This is a genomic window from Microbacterium fluvii, assembly GCF_025515205.1.
Taxonomy (GTDB): domain Bacteria; phylum Actinomycetota; class Actinomycetes; order Actinomycetales; family Microbacteriaceae; genus Microbacterium; species Microbacterium fluvii.
In genome coordinates, this window is sequence record NZ_JAOPFX010000004.1 from 15,742 (window position 1) to 29,799 (window position 14,058).

Consider the following 14,058-nt stretch of genomic DNA (forward strand, 5'->3'; position numbering starts at 1 on the left):
CCGCCGAGACCCACCTCTCGCACCCAGACCCGCCGCCCGGCGCCGGGTTTCGGAGCCAGGGGTGGGTCTCAGCGTTACACCGCCGGGTTTCGCGCAGTCCACCAGGCGCGCAGGCGCTGCTCGGCGAGCTCGGGGCCGACCACACCCTCGTCGAGGCGCAGGTCGAGCAGGAACCGGTAGGCCTCGCCCACCTCGCGGCCAGGGCCGATGCCGAGGATCTGCTGGATCTGGTTGCCGTCGAGCTCCGGACGCATCGCGTCGAGCTGCTCCTGGGCCGCGAGCTCATCGATCCGTCGCTCGATGTCGTCGTAGGCGCCCGCGAGGCGCGCGGCCTTGCGCTTGTTGCGGGTCGTCACGTCGGCGCGCGTGAGGATGTGCAGGCGCTCGAGCTCGGCGCCGGCGTCGCGCACGTAGCGCCGCACGGCCGAGTCGGTCCACGCCCCCTCGGCGTAGCCGAAGAACCGCAGGTGCTGCTCGATGAGCTGGGTGACCGAATCGGTCGTCGCCGAATCGAACCGCAGCGCCTTCAGGCGCTTGCGCGCCAGGCGCGCACCCTTCACGTCGTGGTGGTGGAACGTCACCGCGCCGCCCGGCTCGAGCCGCCTCGTCGCGGGCTTGCCGATGTCGTGCAGCAGCGCCGCGAGCCGAAGGGTCACATCGGGCTCGGCGCCCGGATGCCGCGCCTCGTCGAGCTCGATCGCCTGCCGCAGCACCGTGAGCGAGTGCTCGTAGACGTCCTTGTGGTGGTGATGCTCGTCGACCTCGAGCCGCAGCGCGGGGATCTCGGGCACGATCAGCTCCATCAGCCCGGTGTCGACCAGCAGGCGGATGCCCCGCACCGGGTCGGGCGAGCCCAGCAGTCGCACGAGCTCGGCCTGCACCCGCTCGGGGGAGACGATCGCGAGCGTGTCGCGCAGCTGCGCCATCGCCGCCACCGTCAGGGGATCGACCTCGAAACCCAGCTGCGCCGCGAACCGGGCGGCGCGCAGCATCCGCAGCGGGTCGTCGCCGAAGCTCACGGCCGCATCGACGGGGGTGCGCAGCACGCCCGCCACGAGGTCTTCCACGCCGCCGGTGGGGTCGACCAGCTGCCGCGACGGCACGCGCAGCGCCATCGCGTTGACGGTGAAGTCGCGCCGCACGAGGTCGCCCTCGAGGGTGTCGCCGAACTCGACGGTGGGCTTGCGTGTCACGCCGTCGTAGCTGTCGGCGCGGTAGGTGGTGATCTCGACCTGCTCGCCGCGCACCCGCGCGCCGATCGTGCCGAAGGCCCGCCCGATATCCCACTGGGTCGAGGAGACCGGCGTGACGATGCGCAGGATCTCGTCGGGCGACGCATCGGTCGTGAGGTCGAGGTCGTGGGTCACCCTCCCCAGCAGCGCGTCGCGCACGGGGCCCCCGACGACGGCGAGCTCGTGCCCCGCCGCGGCGAAGGCCTGCGCGAGGGTGTCGATCACGGGCGAGGCGGCGAGCGCCTCCAGGCGCGCCACACCGTCGGCCATGTTCAGCATGACATCGAGCCTATCCGGGCGGGCGCCACGCCTCAGAAGACGAGGAAGCCGGTGAACAGCAGCTCGCGCACCCGCGGCAGCAGATCGGCACGCAGCGCCGCGGCATCGACCTCGAGCAGCTGCGCGATCGCGTCGGTCAGCACCCCGATCGGCAGGTCGCCGTCGCACGCGCCGACGAGGGCGGCAAGGCCGGGGTCGACCGACAGCGAGCGGGCGAAACCGCCGCCCTGCCGCAGCTCGATCACCGTCGGCGCCTCGTCGCCGGGCAGGTGGTGGCGCGCCTCGGTCACATCGGGTGCGACACGCACGGCGGATGCTGCCAGCCCCACATCATCGAGTGCGAGCAGACGATCGTGCGCCGCGAGCGACGCCGCCAGGTGCGCTCCGAGCCCGCCCTGATCGCCGATCGCCTGCGGAAGCCGCTCGAAGCGGCGCAGCGTCGGCTCGCCGACCGCGCGCCGCAGCAGGATGTAGCCGAACCCGACCTCGGTCACCTCCCGCTCGGCGAAATCGTCGAGCCAGGCGTCGACCAGCAAACCGAAGCCGTCGGAGCCCGGCAGCGTGCCGCCGTCGCGGATCCACAGCTCTGCGTACGACAGCGGGTCGAGCGCCTCGCGCTCGACGATCCACGCGTCCAGCGGCACGGGCGAGGCCTCGACCCATCCCCGCACGCGCTCCAGGCCGTCGACGCCGGCCCTGGTCTCCCAGTTGCCCAGCAGCTGCGCGATCCCGCCGGGCTCGAGGTGCTCGCCGACGCCGCGCACGAACGCCGCGACGAGGTCGTCGCCGACCATGCCGCCGTCGCGGTACTCATAGCTGGGCACGCCCGCGGCCCGCGGGGTGATGACGAACGGCGGGTTCGACACGACGCGGTCGAACCTCTCACCGGAGACCGGCTCGAACAGGCTGCCCGCACGCGTCTCGATCCCCTCGACGCCGTTCAGTGCCGCGTTCAGGCGCGTGAACCGCAGCGCGCGCTGCGAGATGTCGGTCGCCACGACGGTGTCGGCGTACCGCCGCGCCCGCAGCGCCTGGATGCCGCAGCCGGCGCCGAGATCCAGCGCGCGCTCCGCAGGCGTCGGCAGCTGCAGGGCGGCCAGCGTCAGCGATGCTCCGCCCACACCGAGCACATGGTCTTCTGGGAGCGGCGCCTGCAGTGCGGCCTCGTCGAGGTCGCTCGCGATCCACCACTGGCCGTCGCCGTGCGCGTCGGCGAACGCCTGCGGCCGCACGAGGGCCCGCGGCACGACCGTGCCGGACGCCGCCTCGGCGAGCTCGAGCGCGACGAGCCCCGCGACGCCGAGAGCGGGCAGCGCCGCGGCGACCGGGGCCTCGGGCTGCGGCATCCCCAGCACGAACAGGCGCGCCAGCACCGCGAGTCGGTCGTCGCGCGACCCCAGCGACCGCACGGCCGGCGCGCGCAGTCCGCGGGCGATCGCGTCGTCGGCGACCGACCCCCACGCGTCGCGCACGTTCTGGGCGGTGAACCCCGCGTCGGTCAGGTCGGCGGCCAGCAGACCGCACAGCGAAGGATCGATCTCGACAGGCACGTCACCCATTCAACCGCGCGCTCCTGTGACCGCGCTTCCAGGGTGCGCAGGGCCTCGGCCCGTAGAATCGGCCTGACGTGCGGTCATGAATCGCACAGGAGCGAAAACTCATGACCATGACCTCACCGCCCCCGGGCACGCATCGGCGCCGTCGCGCCGGCGTCGTCGGGCTCATCGCCGCGGCGGTGCTCACGGTCGCTCCGCTGGTCGTGCCCGCAGCATCCGCCGATTCCGCGACGCCGACACCGAGTCCGTCGACCGCCTCCGGCACCGTGGAGTTCACCTTCACGCCCGTCAGCGGCGGCATCGTCGAGCAGGGCGACGCGCTGACCGTCTCGCTCACGATCGAGAACGGCACGGATGCGGTCGTCCCCCGCACGCAGGTCGACCTCTCGCTGGGCGCCACGCCGTTCGCCGACCGTGCCGCGCTCACCCGCTGGCTCGCGGGCACGACAGCGGGCGTCGTGACCGCCGCTGTCGAGCAGGCGACCATCCCGGCCGTCGGACCGGGCGACGTGAGCGGAACTGGAGTCGGGGTCGACGCCGACGATCCCGCGCTGGACGACCTCGCACCCGGGGTGTACCCGCTGCTGGCGGAGTACGAGCTGGAGGGGCGCAGCGCGTCGTCGACGAGCGTCATCGTGGTGCCAGACGACGAAGTGTCGGCCGATGTCGCGATCGTCGTGCCGATCGTGGCGCCCACGACCACGGCAGGGCTCCTCACCTCCGACCAGCTGGCCGAGCTCACCGCCGAGGGCGGCTCGCTCGATGCGCAGCTGGGTGCGGTCACCGGCACGCTGAGCATCCTCGCGATCGATCCGGCGATACCCGCGTCGATCCGCGTGCTCGGCGACGCGGCCCCGGCCTCGGCGATCGAGTGGCTGGAGCGCCTGGAGGCCCTCTCGAACCCCCGATTCGCGCTGCAGTTCGGCGATGCCGACGCGGGGGTGCAGGTGGCGTCGGGAAGAGACTCGCTCGCCGAGCCGATCTCGCTGCAGGCGTACATGTCGGCCGGCGACTTCGCGACCGGCGCCGAGGCCACGCCCAGCCCGACGCCGTCGGCGACGACCGACCCCTCGGCACCCGACTACCCGACCCTCGACGAGCTGCTCGATCTCGGCGCCGAGACAGACACCGCGATCGTCTGGCCCGCCGCCGACACGACCCCCGGTGCCGTCGCCGCGCTCGGTGCGATGGATGCGGTCACGATGGTCTCGTCGGCGGCCACCTCGACCGGGGCCGGCGGCGCGACGGTGCCCGCTCGTGCCGATGCCGGCGACGCGGCGCTGCTGGTCTACGACGACGACGCCTCCCGCGCACTGCTGGCCGCGAGCTCTGACGACACCTCCGCCACCCGCAACGCCGCCCTCACGGCCGTGACCGCGCAGCTGACGATGGCCGCCGCCGATGCAGACGGCGCGCCCCTCCTGGTCAGTCTCGGCCGCGCGACCGACCGCTCACGGGTGGCGCTGGGCGCCACGATCTCGGCGATCACCCGCACCCCCGGCATCGACGCGGTCGGCCTGGACTCGGTGCTGGCGGCGAGCCCCGTCGACGTCGAGCTCGCCGACGCCGTGACCTCCGAAGACCCCGCGCAGGCGGCATCCCTGCTCTTCGACGACGAGCAGCGTCTCACCGAGTTCGCCACCGTGCTCGACGATCCCACGCTGCTGACCGGGCCGGAGCGAGCCGAGATCCTGCAGCTGCTGGCCGTCTCGTGGACCCGGGACGACACATGGAGCGAGGCCGTCGCGGCGCACCGCGAGCAGAATGCCGCCACGAGAGACTCGGTCGGCATCGTCGAGCCGACCTCCATCCAGCTGCTCAGCCAGGGCGCCTCGCTGCCGGTGTGGGTGCGCAACGATCTGCCCTACCCGGTCAACGTCGTTCTGCACGCCGAGCCCGACGACGTGCGTCTCGAGGTCGCCCCCACGACCGAGGTCGACGCCGCGAAGAGCAGCAACACGGCCGTGAAGGTGCCCGTGCAGGCGCGGGTGGGCAGCGGCGACGTCTCGGTCGATCTGTGGCTGCTGAGCCCCACCGGAGTCAGGATCGGCGGCGTCGAGCAGGCCGACGTGACCGTGCGTGCCGACTGGGAGCGCATCGGCATCGTGATCCTGGGCGTCGTCGTGGGCGGGCTCCTGGTCATCGGCGTCGTGCGCACGCTGCGCCGCCGGCGCGCGGATCGGGATGCCGCGGCCTCCGCCGACGAGAGCGTCGACGAGTGAGCGGCATCGGGCGGGCGAGCACGCTCATCGCAGCGGGCACGATCGTCTCGCGGCTGACCGGCTTCTTGCGCTCGATCGTGCTGGTCTCCGCCGTCGGGGCCACCTCGGCCGCGGGCAACGCCTTCACCGTCGCCAACCAGCTGCCCAACAACATCTACGCGATCATCTCGACGGGGCTGCTCAGCGCGGTCGTGGTACCGCAGATCGTCAAGGCGGCCACCCACGATGACGGCGGCCGCGCCTTCATCTCGAAGCTGTTCACGCTCGGCACGGTCGTGCTGCTGGTCACCGCCGTGCTCGCGACCCTCGCCGCCCCCTGGCTGGTGCAGCTGTACGCCCCCGACTTCCCCCCCGACCAGCAGGCCCTCGCCACGGCCTTCGCCTACTGGTGCCTGCCGCAGATCCTCTTCTACGGCCTCTACGCCCTCGTCGGCGAGGCGCTGAACGCCCGGCGCGTCTACGGACCGTTCACGTGGGCCCCGATCGTCAACAACGTCGTCTCGATCGCGGGCTTCGTCGCCTTCATCGTGCTGTTCGGCCAGTCCCGCTCGGTCTCCGACTGGACGCCGCAGATGGTGGCTCTCATGGGAGCCACGGCGACCGGCGGCATCGTCGTGCAGGCCGGCATCCTGTTCATGTTCTGGCGGCGCACGGGGCTGAGCGTGCGACCCGACTTCCGGTGGCGCGGCGTCGGCCTCGCCGACATCGGGCGCCTCGCCGGCTGGACGTTCCTGATGGTGCTGGCCGGCCAGCTCGCCGGTCTCGTGCAGTCCCGGGTGCTCTCGGCGGCCGCCGCCGACGTCGCGGGTGCGATGGTGACCGCCAACGCGTGGCTGCTGTTCATGCTCCCCTACTCGATCATCGTGCTCTCGATCGGCACCCCCTACTTCACACAGCTCAGCGAGCACGCCCATGCCGGCCGCGACGACGAGGTGCGCCGCGACATCGATCGCAGCATCCGCACCCTGGGGCTGTTCATCGTGGTCGCCGCCGCCGCCCTGGCCGTTGCCGCCGTGCCCGCCTCGCGCATCTTCACCGACAGCGCCGCCGAGGCTCGGCAGGCCGCAGAGGTGCTGCTGTGCTTCCTGGTGGCCCTCGTGCCGCTCGCCGTGCTGTTCGTCATCCAGCGCACGTTCTACGCCTACGACGACACCCGCACCCCCTTCTGGTTCACGCTCGTGCAGTGCGTGCTCGTCGTCGTGACCGCCCTCGGCGCCCGCGCGGTGCTGCCCGTCGAGCACCTCGCCGCCGGCATCGCCCTCGGCCAGTCGCTGGCGAGCATCGTGCAGGTGGTGCTGGCCACCTGGCTGCTGCGCCGCCGCCTGGGCGCCCTGCACCTGCGCTCGTGGCTGCCCGCGCTCGCACGGTTCATCGTCGCGGCGGCGCCTGCGGCACTCGTCGGCGGGCTGATCTTCCAGGCCACCGGCGGCGTCGACGGCTGGATGGCGCAGGAGAAGCTCCCCGCCGTGCTCGGCGCTGGCATCATCGGCGTGTCCGTCGTGCTGGTCTACGTCGGCGCGCTCGCGCTGCTGCGCGCACCCGAGCTGTCGATGGCGACCTCCGTCGTGCGGCGGCTGCTCCCCGGTCGCCGCGGCTGATCCACGGCGCGGGGCGGCGGGGCGGAATGCCCCGCGGTTACCATGTGTTGAGTCATCCGGGCGCAGTCGGCGCCCGCTCATGAGGGAGTTCGCAGTGCGTCAGGTCATCATCATCGGTTCGGGCCCAGCCGGCTACACCGCCGCGATCTACGCGGCTCGCGCGAACCTCGCACCCCTCGTGCTGGCCAGCTCCGTCGAGGCGGGCGGCGAGCTCATGAACACCACCGAGGTCGAGAACTTCCCCGGTTTCCCCGAGGGGATCCAGGGCCCGGAGCTCATGGCCAAGATGCAGGAGCAGGCAGAGCGCTTCGGTGCCGAGATCGTCTACGACGACGTCACGGCGCTCGACCTCTCGGGCGACGTCAAGACGGTCACGATGGGCAGCGGCGCCGTGCACGAGGCCGAGTCGGTCGTCTTCGCCACCGGCTCCGCGCCCCGCAAGATCGGCATCGAGGGCGAGCAGCGCCTCTCCGGCCGCGGGGTCTCGTACTGCGCCACGTGCGACGGCTTCTTCTTCCGCGAGCGCGTCATCGCCGTCGTCGGCGGCGGCGACTCGGCGATGGAGGAGGCCACGTTCCTCACGAAGTTCGCCTCGAAGGTCTACGTCATCCACCGCCGCGAAGAGCTGCGCGCCTCGAAGATCATGCAGGACCGGGCGTTCGCGAACGAGAAGATCGAGTTCGTCTTCAACAGCGCCGTGGTCGATGTGCTGGGTGAGGATGCCGTCACCGGCGTCGTGCTCGAGAGCACGGTCGACGGCTCGCGCACCGAACTGCCCCTCGACGGCGTCTTCGTCGCGATCGGCAACGACCCTCGGACCCATCTCGTGCACGACCAGCTGCAGCTGACCGAGCACGGCACAGTGTGGGTCGACGGCCGTTCGTCGCGCACGTCGGTGTCGGGTGTGTTCGCCGCAGGCGACGTGATCGACCCGACATACCGCCAGGCCGTCACCGCCGCCGGCAGCGGCACCGTGGCCGCCCTCGACGTCGAGCACTACCTGGCCGCACGCGGCGAGGCCGGTGCGCCCGCCGCAGACGTCGCCGAGATCGACGGTCTCGACGAGGCCGACGCCGCCTGAGGAACAACCCGACGCCCTCGGGCGTTGCACATCACTGAGACTTCCACCTAAGGAGAACCCATGACCGCCACCGCCACCTCTTCGGCCACCTGGGAGCAGGACGTGCTCCAGGCCGACGGCCCCGTGCTCGTCGACTTCTGGGCCGAGTGGTGCGGCCCCTGCCGCATGGTCTCGCCCGTGCTCGACGAGATCCAGGCCGAGCACACCGGCAAGATCACGATCCTCAAGCTCAACGTCGACGAGAACCCCGACCTCGCGATGAAGTACCAGATCACCTCGATCCCCGCGATGAAGGTGTTCAACAAGGGCGAGGTCGAGACCACGATCATCGGCGCGAAGCCGAAGTTCGCCCTCGAGAAGGATCTCGCCGCTTACCTCGGCTGAGCGTTCCACGCACGAAGCCCCTGACCGGGAATACCTGGTCAGGGGCTTTTTCCTGCTCGGCTGCCGCTTCGTCAGCTCGCTTCTGCGCGGGTGACGGCATCCCATCGTCGATGCGTGTCGGTGTCGAGCAGCCGCCACACGGCCTTCGTGAGCTCGGGGTAGTCGAGGGCGATCTGGCGGAGTACCCGGTAGTGGCGCGACGCGTTGGGGCGCACCCCGTCATTGGCGGCGATGTTCTCGGCGCGCAGCATCAACACCACGAGTTCGTCGACCGACGGGAGCTCTTCCATGAACTCCCACGGGTCCTCGCCGCCGCGCAGCCGTTCGTAGATGAGCACGGAGAGCTCGTCGGTCGCCTCCGCGCGCAGGAGTTCGAGGCTGGCCCGGCGCTGCGGGGGCGTCTCCTGCGTCATACCTCCAGCCTACGTCGGCTAGAGGTCGCCGTAGCCCGACTGGCCGAGTTCGTCGAGGATGCGATTGAGGTCCTGAATGCTGGCGAAATCGATGTTGATCTGGCCTTTTCGTGCCGTCAGACTAATCTTCACCCGCGTGTTGAGGCGGTCGCCCAGGCGCTCGGCGATGTCGTCGAGGTGTGCGCGTCGCGAGCCAGCCTGGGGTTTCGCCGGGCGCACGGACGACTCAGGACCCTTCGCCGCGGCTTCGGCGGCGCGCACCGAGAGGTCTTCGTTCACGATCTTGTCCGCCAGGCGCTGCATCGACTCGGCCGACGGCTGGGTGAGGATCGCGCGCGCGTGGCCGGCGCTGAGCACACCCGCCGCGACCCGCTGCTGCACGGGAACGGGGAGTTTCAGCAGGCGGATCGTGTTGCTGATCTGCGGACGCGAGCGGCCGATGCGCGAGGCGAGCTCCTCCTGCGTGATGCCGAAGTCCTCGAGCAGCTGCTGGTATGCCGACGCCTCTTCGAGCGGATTGAGCTGCGAGCGGTGGAGGTTCTCGAGCAGGGCGTCGCGCAGCAGGTGCTCGTCGGAGGTGTCGCGCACGACGGCGGGGATCGAGGTGAGTCCGGCCTCGCGCGATGCACGGGTGCGGCGCTCGCCCATGATCAGCTCGTAGGTGCCGTCGCCCTTGTCGCGCACGACGACCGGCTGGAGCACGCCGAACTCCCGCACGCTGTGGACGAGCTCGGCGAGGTCTTCCTCGTCGAAGTTCGTGCGCGGCTGCCGCGGATTCGGAACGATCGCGTGCGGGTCGATGTGCACGAGACGCGCGCCCGGCACGGCGAGCAGGTCGGCATCCGATTCGGTGGTGTCGACCGTCTCGCTTCCGCTCTCGACCCGCTCGGCCACTGCCGTGGGCGCCCCGGGGAAGAAGACGTCGACGGGGCGCGCCTCAGACGGCTCGCTCGTGGGAATGAGGGCTCCGATGCCCCGGCCGAGTCCGCTGCGCTTTGCCACTAGGCGTTCCCTTCGTTCTCGCTCACGCCGTGGGTGGCGGTATCGCGCTGGATGATCTCGACCGCGGCCTCGCGGTAGGCGATGGCGCCGGCGGACTGCCCATCGTAGGCGATGACCGTCTGGCCGAAGCTCGGCGCCTCCGACACGCGCACCGAACGCGGGATGACGGTGTGCAGCACCTCGTTCGGAAAGTGCTCGCGCACCTCCTCCGCAACCTGCTGGGCGAGCCGGGTGCGCCCGTCATACATCGTGAGGATGATCGTCGACAGGTGGAGGCCGGGGTTGAGGTGCTTCTGGATCATCCGCACCGTGCCCAGCAGCTGGCTGAGCCCTTCGAGCGCGTAGTACTCGCACTGGATGGGGATCAGCACCTCGTGCGCCGCCGTGAAGGCGTTGATCGTGAGCAGTCCCAGCGAGGGCGGGCAGTCGATGATGACGAAGTCGAGCCGCTCCGTCGACTGGGCGAGATAGTCGTCGAGCGCGGTCTTCAGTCGGTGCTCTCGGGCGACCTGCGAGACGAGCTCGATCTCGGCGCCGGCGAGATGGATCGTGCTCGGCGCGCAGAGCAGATTGTCGGACTCGGGGCTCGTCTGCACGATGTCGGCGAGGGGGAACTCGTCGATCAGCATGTCGTAGACGCTCGGCACATCGGCGGTGTGGGGCACCCCCAGAGCCGTCGAGGCGTTGCCCTGCGGGTCGAGGTCGATCACGAGCACGCGCGCACCGACGGCTGCGAGGGCCGAGGCGACGTTGACCGCGGTCGTGGTCTTGCCCACGCCGCCCTTCTGGTTCGACACGGTGAGCACCCGAGTGCGCCCGGAGAGTCGCACATCGGCGATCTCCAGCGCCTTGCGCCGCGCGGTCAGATCCGCCAGTTCACGGGCCAGCGGGGTATCGCCGTACGAGAAGGAAGAGGATGCTGCCGGCTCGACATTGTCGGCATGTTTCACGTGAAACACTCTTCCTCTCGCCTACCCCCGGACATCCCTCCCACTCTACCCGCCCCTCCGCCCCCGCATCCGGCGAACTACCCCACCCGCCGTCCCCACCGCCGTCCCCGCCCGCTGTCCCCGCCCGCTGGTCGAGTAGCGGGCGAAGCCCGCGTATCGAGACCCCCGTGTCACGTGAAACACCTCCACCCTCAAGAGAGGAGCGTCACCCTTCCTCCCCAGGAAGCAGCGCCCCCCGAACCCGCGGGGGCTTACGACTCAGGGCGTTCAGCCGCTCGAGTCGACCGTGCACGAGCGCCAACCGCTTGGCACGCCCCCATCCCTGAACCTGCTTCTCCCGGGCGTAGGCCTCGTCGATCCGCTCGAACTCTTCGCTGTAGATCAGCCGCACCGGCCGGCGTCGCTTCGTGTACTCGGCCCCTTCGCCCACCTCGTGCTGCCACAGCCGCTGCTCGAGATTGACAGTGCTGCCCACGTAGAGGCTCCGGTCACTGCACTCGAGGATGTACATCCATGCCATCGCCCCAGCCTTATGCAGCCGGCGGTCGAGCGAAGGAGCGCCCTTCACGATCAGGGAGGAGCTCACTCAGCATGACCACAGGGGAGGAGCGGTGTCAGTGATCTCGATACGGCGGCTGCGCCGCCTCCCCGATTGGCGGATTCCCGCCGGATACCCCCCACCGCTGGTCGAGTAGCGGGCGAAGCCCGCGTATCGAGACCACCAGCCGTTTCACGTGAAACGCGCCGCACGCCGGTCCAACCACCAGGCGCCCATCGCTGGTCGAGTAGCGGGCGAAGCCCGCGTATCGAGACCACCACCCTGGATCTCGATACGGCGGCTGCGCCGACTCCCCGATCAGCGGGACGTCGGGCCCACCGGTCGCAACAGACCACCCGCCGTTTCACGTGAAACGACGGGGACGTGGAGGATCAGCGGACGGTGGCCCGGACGACCCGAGTCGGCTCTGCTAGCAGACCAGCGCCGACGACCTCGACGCGCGCGTTCGTGATCTTGAACTTGCGCAGCTGCTTCTCGGCCGCAGCGATCTCGTCGCCCGCGCTGGCGCCCTTCAGCAGAATGAGCTCCCCGCCGTCGCGAACCAGGGGAGCGGTGATCGGCACGAGCGTACGCAGAGCGCTCACGGCACGAGCGGTTGCGGCATCGAGCACCGGACCGCGCTTCCAGTCCTCCGCACGCGCGCGCAGCACCTCGACGTTGTCAAGACCGAGCTCTGCGACCTGCTCCGAGAGCCAGGCCACGCGCCGCTCCATCGGCTCGATCAGAATCCACTCGACATCCGGTCGCGCGATCGCCAGGACGAGCCCGGGGAGACCGGCACCCGAACCCACATCGCCCACACGCCCTGAGAACAGGGGAGCGGCAGCCGCGCTGTTGAGCACGTGTCGCGACCAGATGCGCGGCGGCTCCAAGGGGCCGATAAGGCCACGTTCCTCACCATGCTCCGCGAGGGACGCCGTGAACTGACGAGCGACACCGATGCGGTCGCCGAAGATCTCGGCGGCGACGGAAGGTTCGGGCTCGATGTCGGGCATCTGCGGGTCCTCGGAGTCGGGTGGTCTCGATACGCGTCGCTTCGCGACACTACTCGACCAACGGAAGGTGCGGAGGGGCTCCTCCAGAAGGGGAGCCACCCCGTCTCACGTGAAACTATCCGCGGCGGATCACCGTGTGACGGTCGGCGCCCTCACCGTACGATTCCGACACGAAGCCGCGCTCAGACACGATGTCATGCACCAGCTTGCGCTCGTAGCTCGACATCGCCGGGAGCGACGCCTGCGACGCACCCTCGTCGAGCCGCGAGATCGCGCGGTCGACCAGCACGGCCAGCTCCTGCTGGCGTGCATCGCGCGATCCGCCGATGTCGAGGATCAGGCGCGAGAAGTGCCCGGTCTGGTTCTGCACGGCGATCCGGGTGAGCTCCTGCAGGGCCTGCACGGTGGTGGGGTCGGAGAGAACAGCGACGGATGCCGCGTCCTCCGCCTCGACCGACACGTACGCCCGCCCGCTGCGCACATCGAGTGCGAGGTCGCCGTCGATGTCGGCGATGTCGAGCAGACCCTCGAGGAAGTCGGCCGCGACGTCACCCTCGTGCTCGAGGTCGGCGACCGTGGGCTCGGTGCGCGGCTGGGTCGATGCGGAATCAGTGCTCATGGTGTTCCTTCGGATCAGGAGGAGGACGCCGGTGGGCGCTCAGGAGTTGTCGTCGGCAGAGCCGACGGCCCCGGCTCCGGGCTTGCGCTGTGCCTGCTTCTTGGCGCGCTGCTTGCTCATCGGCTGCTCACGCTTGGGAGCTGCGGCCTTGGCGGCCTCGGCCTCGCGGTACAGGCGCTCCTGCTCGGCCTGGTACTTCTCCATCGGCACGACCTTGCCGCTCGAGTCGAGCGCCTTGCCCTTGCGCGCCAGGCGCTCTTCGCGCTGCTTGGCGGCATCCGAGCCGGGGGTCGGCATCTCGCGGATCACGATGAACTGCTGGGCCATGGTCCACAGGTTCGAGACGAACCAGTAGATGACGACGCCGAGCGGGAAGAACACGCCCGAGAAGACGAAGGCGAAAGGCAGCACATAGAGCATGACCTTCTGCATCTGGTAGGCCTGGCCGGTCTTGGCCTCGGGGGAGAGGTTCTTCGAGATGATCTGCAGCTGAGTGAAGAACTGCGACGCGATCATGAGCACGACGAGGATCACCAGGATGACCACCGTGGCCTCCCAGCCCGAGGGCTTCTCCTGGATGGCCGCCATGAGCGACGTGTGCAGGGGAGCGACGCCGAACAGCTTCGCGTCGTAGAACTGCTTCGTCAGCTCAGCCGACAGCGCGCCGACACCGCCGACGCCGGCGAGAGCGTGCTTGGTGACATCACTCAGGGTGTAGAACAGCGCGAGGAAGACCGGCATCTGCACCAGCAGCGGGAGGCAGCTCGAGACCGGCGTCGTCCCGTGCTTCTTGTACAGCGCCATCGTCTCGCGGCTCATCGCCTCGCGGGAGAGCTGGTCGCGCTTGCCCTTGTACTTGTCCTGGATCTTGCGCATCTCGGGCGCGAGCTCCATCATCTTGCGCTGGCTCTTGATCTGCCGCACGAACAGCGGGATCAGCGCGGCACGCACCACGATCACCAGACCGATGATCGACAGCACCCACGTGGCGCCCTCGGCCGGCGGCATGCCGATGGCCGTGAACAGCCAGTGCCAGGCGACCAGCACGAGCTCGACAAGCCACTTCAGCGGCCAGAGGATCGTGCTGAACAGGTCGAAGCCGCCACCGGACGCCGCGTCCGTCGCCGTCGGCGACGGGGTGGCGGCGAGCAGAAGGTCAAAGCCCACG

At 70.3% G+C, this 14,058-nt stretch carries 13 protein-coding genes; 4 read left to right on the forward strand and 9 right to left on the reverse strand.

From position 1 onward, the window contains the following. Window positions 1-74: 74 nt before the first annotated feature. Together OAW74_RS13910 and OAW74_RS13915 are read right to left on the reverse strand one after the other, a co-directional pair. Entirely contained in the window at window positions 75-1,511 is a 1,437-nt protein-coding gene (locus tag OAW74_RS13910) for a CCA tRNA nucleotidyltransferase (protein WP_262874989.1), read from the reverse strand. Window positions 1,512-1,543: 32 nt separating this feature from the next. After that, the gene (locus OAW74_RS13915; protein WP_262874990.1) at window positions 1,544-3,070 is read right to left on the reverse strand and encodes a DUF7059 domain-containing protein; all 1,527 of its coding nucleotides are present in this window, start codon (window positions 3,068-3,070) and stop codon (window positions 1,544-1,546) included. Between the two features lie 107 nt (window positions 3,071-3,177). Between OAW74_RS13915 and OAW74_RS13920 the strand changes: the two genes are divergently transcribed. From OAW74_RS13920 to trxA, 4 genes are all read left to right on the forward strand, one after another. Then, the gene (locus OAW74_RS13920) at window positions 3,178-5,289 is read left to right on the forward strand and encodes a DUF6049 family protein (RefSeq protein ID WP_262874991.1); all 2,112 of its coding nucleotides are present in this window, start codon (window positions 3,178-3,180) and stop codon (window positions 5,287-5,289) included. Next, the gene (murJ, locus tag OAW74_RS13925) at window positions 5,286-6,887 is read left to right on the forward strand and encodes a murein biosynthesis integral membrane protein MurJ (RefSeq protein WP_262874992.1); all 1,602 of its coding nucleotides are present in this window, start codon (window positions 5,286-5,288) and stop codon (window positions 6,885-6,887) included. The genes OAW74_RS13920 and murJ overlap by 4 nt, the downstream gene beginning before the upstream one ends. Window positions 6,888-6,981: 94 nt before the next feature. Then, window positions 6,982-7,968 carry a thioredoxin-disulfide reductase gene (trxB, locus tag OAW74_RS13930; RefSeq protein ID WP_262875296.1) on the forward strand — a complete coding sequence of 329 codons (987 nt, stop codon included), beginning with the start codon at window positions 6,982-6,984 and terminating at the stop codon, window positions 7,966-7,968. A gap of 60 nt (window positions 7,969-8,028) precedes the next feature. Then, window positions 8,029-8,352 carry a thioredoxin gene (gene trxA, locus OAW74_RS13935; protein WP_262874993.1) on the forward strand — a complete coding sequence of 108 codons (324 nt, stop codon included), beginning with the start codon at window positions 8,029-8,031 and terminating at the stop codon, window positions 8,350-8,352. Window positions 8,353-8,423: 71 nt separating this feature from the next. On the opposite strand, the gene OAW74_RS13940 is transcribed toward trxA, so the two are convergent. The 7 genes from OAW74_RS13940 to yidC all read right to left on the reverse strand — a co-directional run bounded on the left by OAW74_RS13940 (window position 8,424) and on the right by yidC (window position 14,057). Further along, window positions 8,424-8,765, reverse strand: coding sequence for a tryptophan synthase subunit alpha (locus OAW74_RS13940; RefSeq protein ID WP_262874994.1), 342 nt, complete (start codon window positions 8,763-8,765; stop codon window positions 8,424-8,426). Window positions 8,766-8,783: 18 nt separating this feature from the next. After that, window positions 8,784-9,767 carry a ParB/RepB/Spo0J family partition protein gene (locus OAW74_RS13945; RefSeq protein WP_262874995.1) on the reverse strand — a complete coding sequence of 328 codons (984 nt, stop codon included), beginning with the start codon at window positions 9,765-9,767 and terminating at the stop codon, window positions 8,784-8,786. Further along, window positions 9,767-10,717 (reverse strand): ParA family protein, encoded by a 951-nt coding sequence (locus tag OAW74_RS13950; protein WP_316250229.1) that lies wholly within the window; start codon window positions 10,715-10,717, stop codon window positions 9,767-9,769. Before OAW74_RS13950 ends, OAW74_RS13945 begins: the two co-directional genes overlap by 1 nt. Window positions 10,718-10,922: 205 nt before the next feature. Continuing rightward, window positions 10,923-11,237, reverse strand: coding sequence for a GIY-YIG nuclease family protein (locus tag OAW74_RS13955; protein WP_262874996.1), 315 nt, complete (start codon window positions 11,235-11,237; stop codon window positions 10,923-10,925). A gap of 410 nt (window positions 11,238-11,647) precedes the next feature. Beyond that, entirely contained in the window at window positions 11,648-12,271 is a 624-nt protein-coding gene (gene rsmG / locus OAW74_RS13960) for a 16S rRNA (guanine(527)-N(7))-methyltransferase RsmG (RefSeq protein WP_262874997.1), read from the reverse strand. A 115-nt stretch (window positions 12,272-12,386) separates the two neighbouring features. After that, window positions 12,387-12,890 (reverse strand): Jag family protein, encoded by a 504-nt coding sequence (locus OAW74_RS13965; RefSeq protein WP_262874998.1) that lies wholly within the window; start codon window positions 12,888-12,890, stop codon window positions 12,387-12,389. A 39-nt stretch (window positions 12,891-12,929) separates the two neighbouring features. Then, window positions 12,930-14,057: a membrane protein insertase YidC gene (yidC, locus tag OAW74_RS13970; protein WP_378734077.1), complete on the reverse strand. Its 1,128-nt coding sequence runs from the start codon at window positions 14,055-14,057 to the stop codon at window positions 12,930-12,932. Window position 14,058 lies beyond the last annotated feature (1 nt).

What these genes read in the sequence shown, in the direction of transcription:
- OAW74_RS13965 (WP_262874998.1), bottom strand. Translation starts at nt 12,890, where the DNA reads ATGAGCACTGATTCCGCATCGACCCAGCCGCGCACCGAGCCCACGGTC.
- OAW74_RS13915 (WP_262874990.1), bottom strand. Translation starts at nt 3,070, where the DNA reads ATGGGTGACGTGCCTGTCGAGATCGATCCTTCGCTGTGCGGTCTGCTG.
- rsmG (WP_262874997.1), bottom strand. Translation starts at nt 12,271, where the DNA reads ATGCCCGACATCGAGCCCGAACCTTCCGTCGCCGCCGAGATCTTCGGC.
- OAW74_RS13940 (WP_262874994.1), bottom strand. Translation starts at nt 8,765, where the DNA reads ATGACGCAGGAGACGCCCCCGCAGCGCCGGGCCAGCCTCGAACTCCTG.
- OAW74_RS13955 (WP_262874996.1), bottom strand. Translation starts at nt 11,237, where the DNA reads ATGGCATGGATGTACATCCTCGAGTGCAGTGACCGGAGCCTCTACGTG.
- OAW74_RS13920 (WP_262874991.1), top strand. Translation starts at nt 3,178, where the DNA reads ATGACCTCACCGCCCCCGGGCACGCATCGGCGCCGTCGCGCCGGCGTC.
- trxA (WP_262874993.1), top strand. Translation starts at nt 8,029, where the DNA reads ATGACCGCCACCGCCACCTCTTCGGCCACCTGGGAGCAGGACGTGCTC.
- OAW74_RS13910 (WP_262874989.1), bottom strand. Translation starts at nt 1,511, where the DNA reads ATGCTGAACATGGCCGACGGTGTGGCGCGCCTGGAGGCGCTCGCCGCC.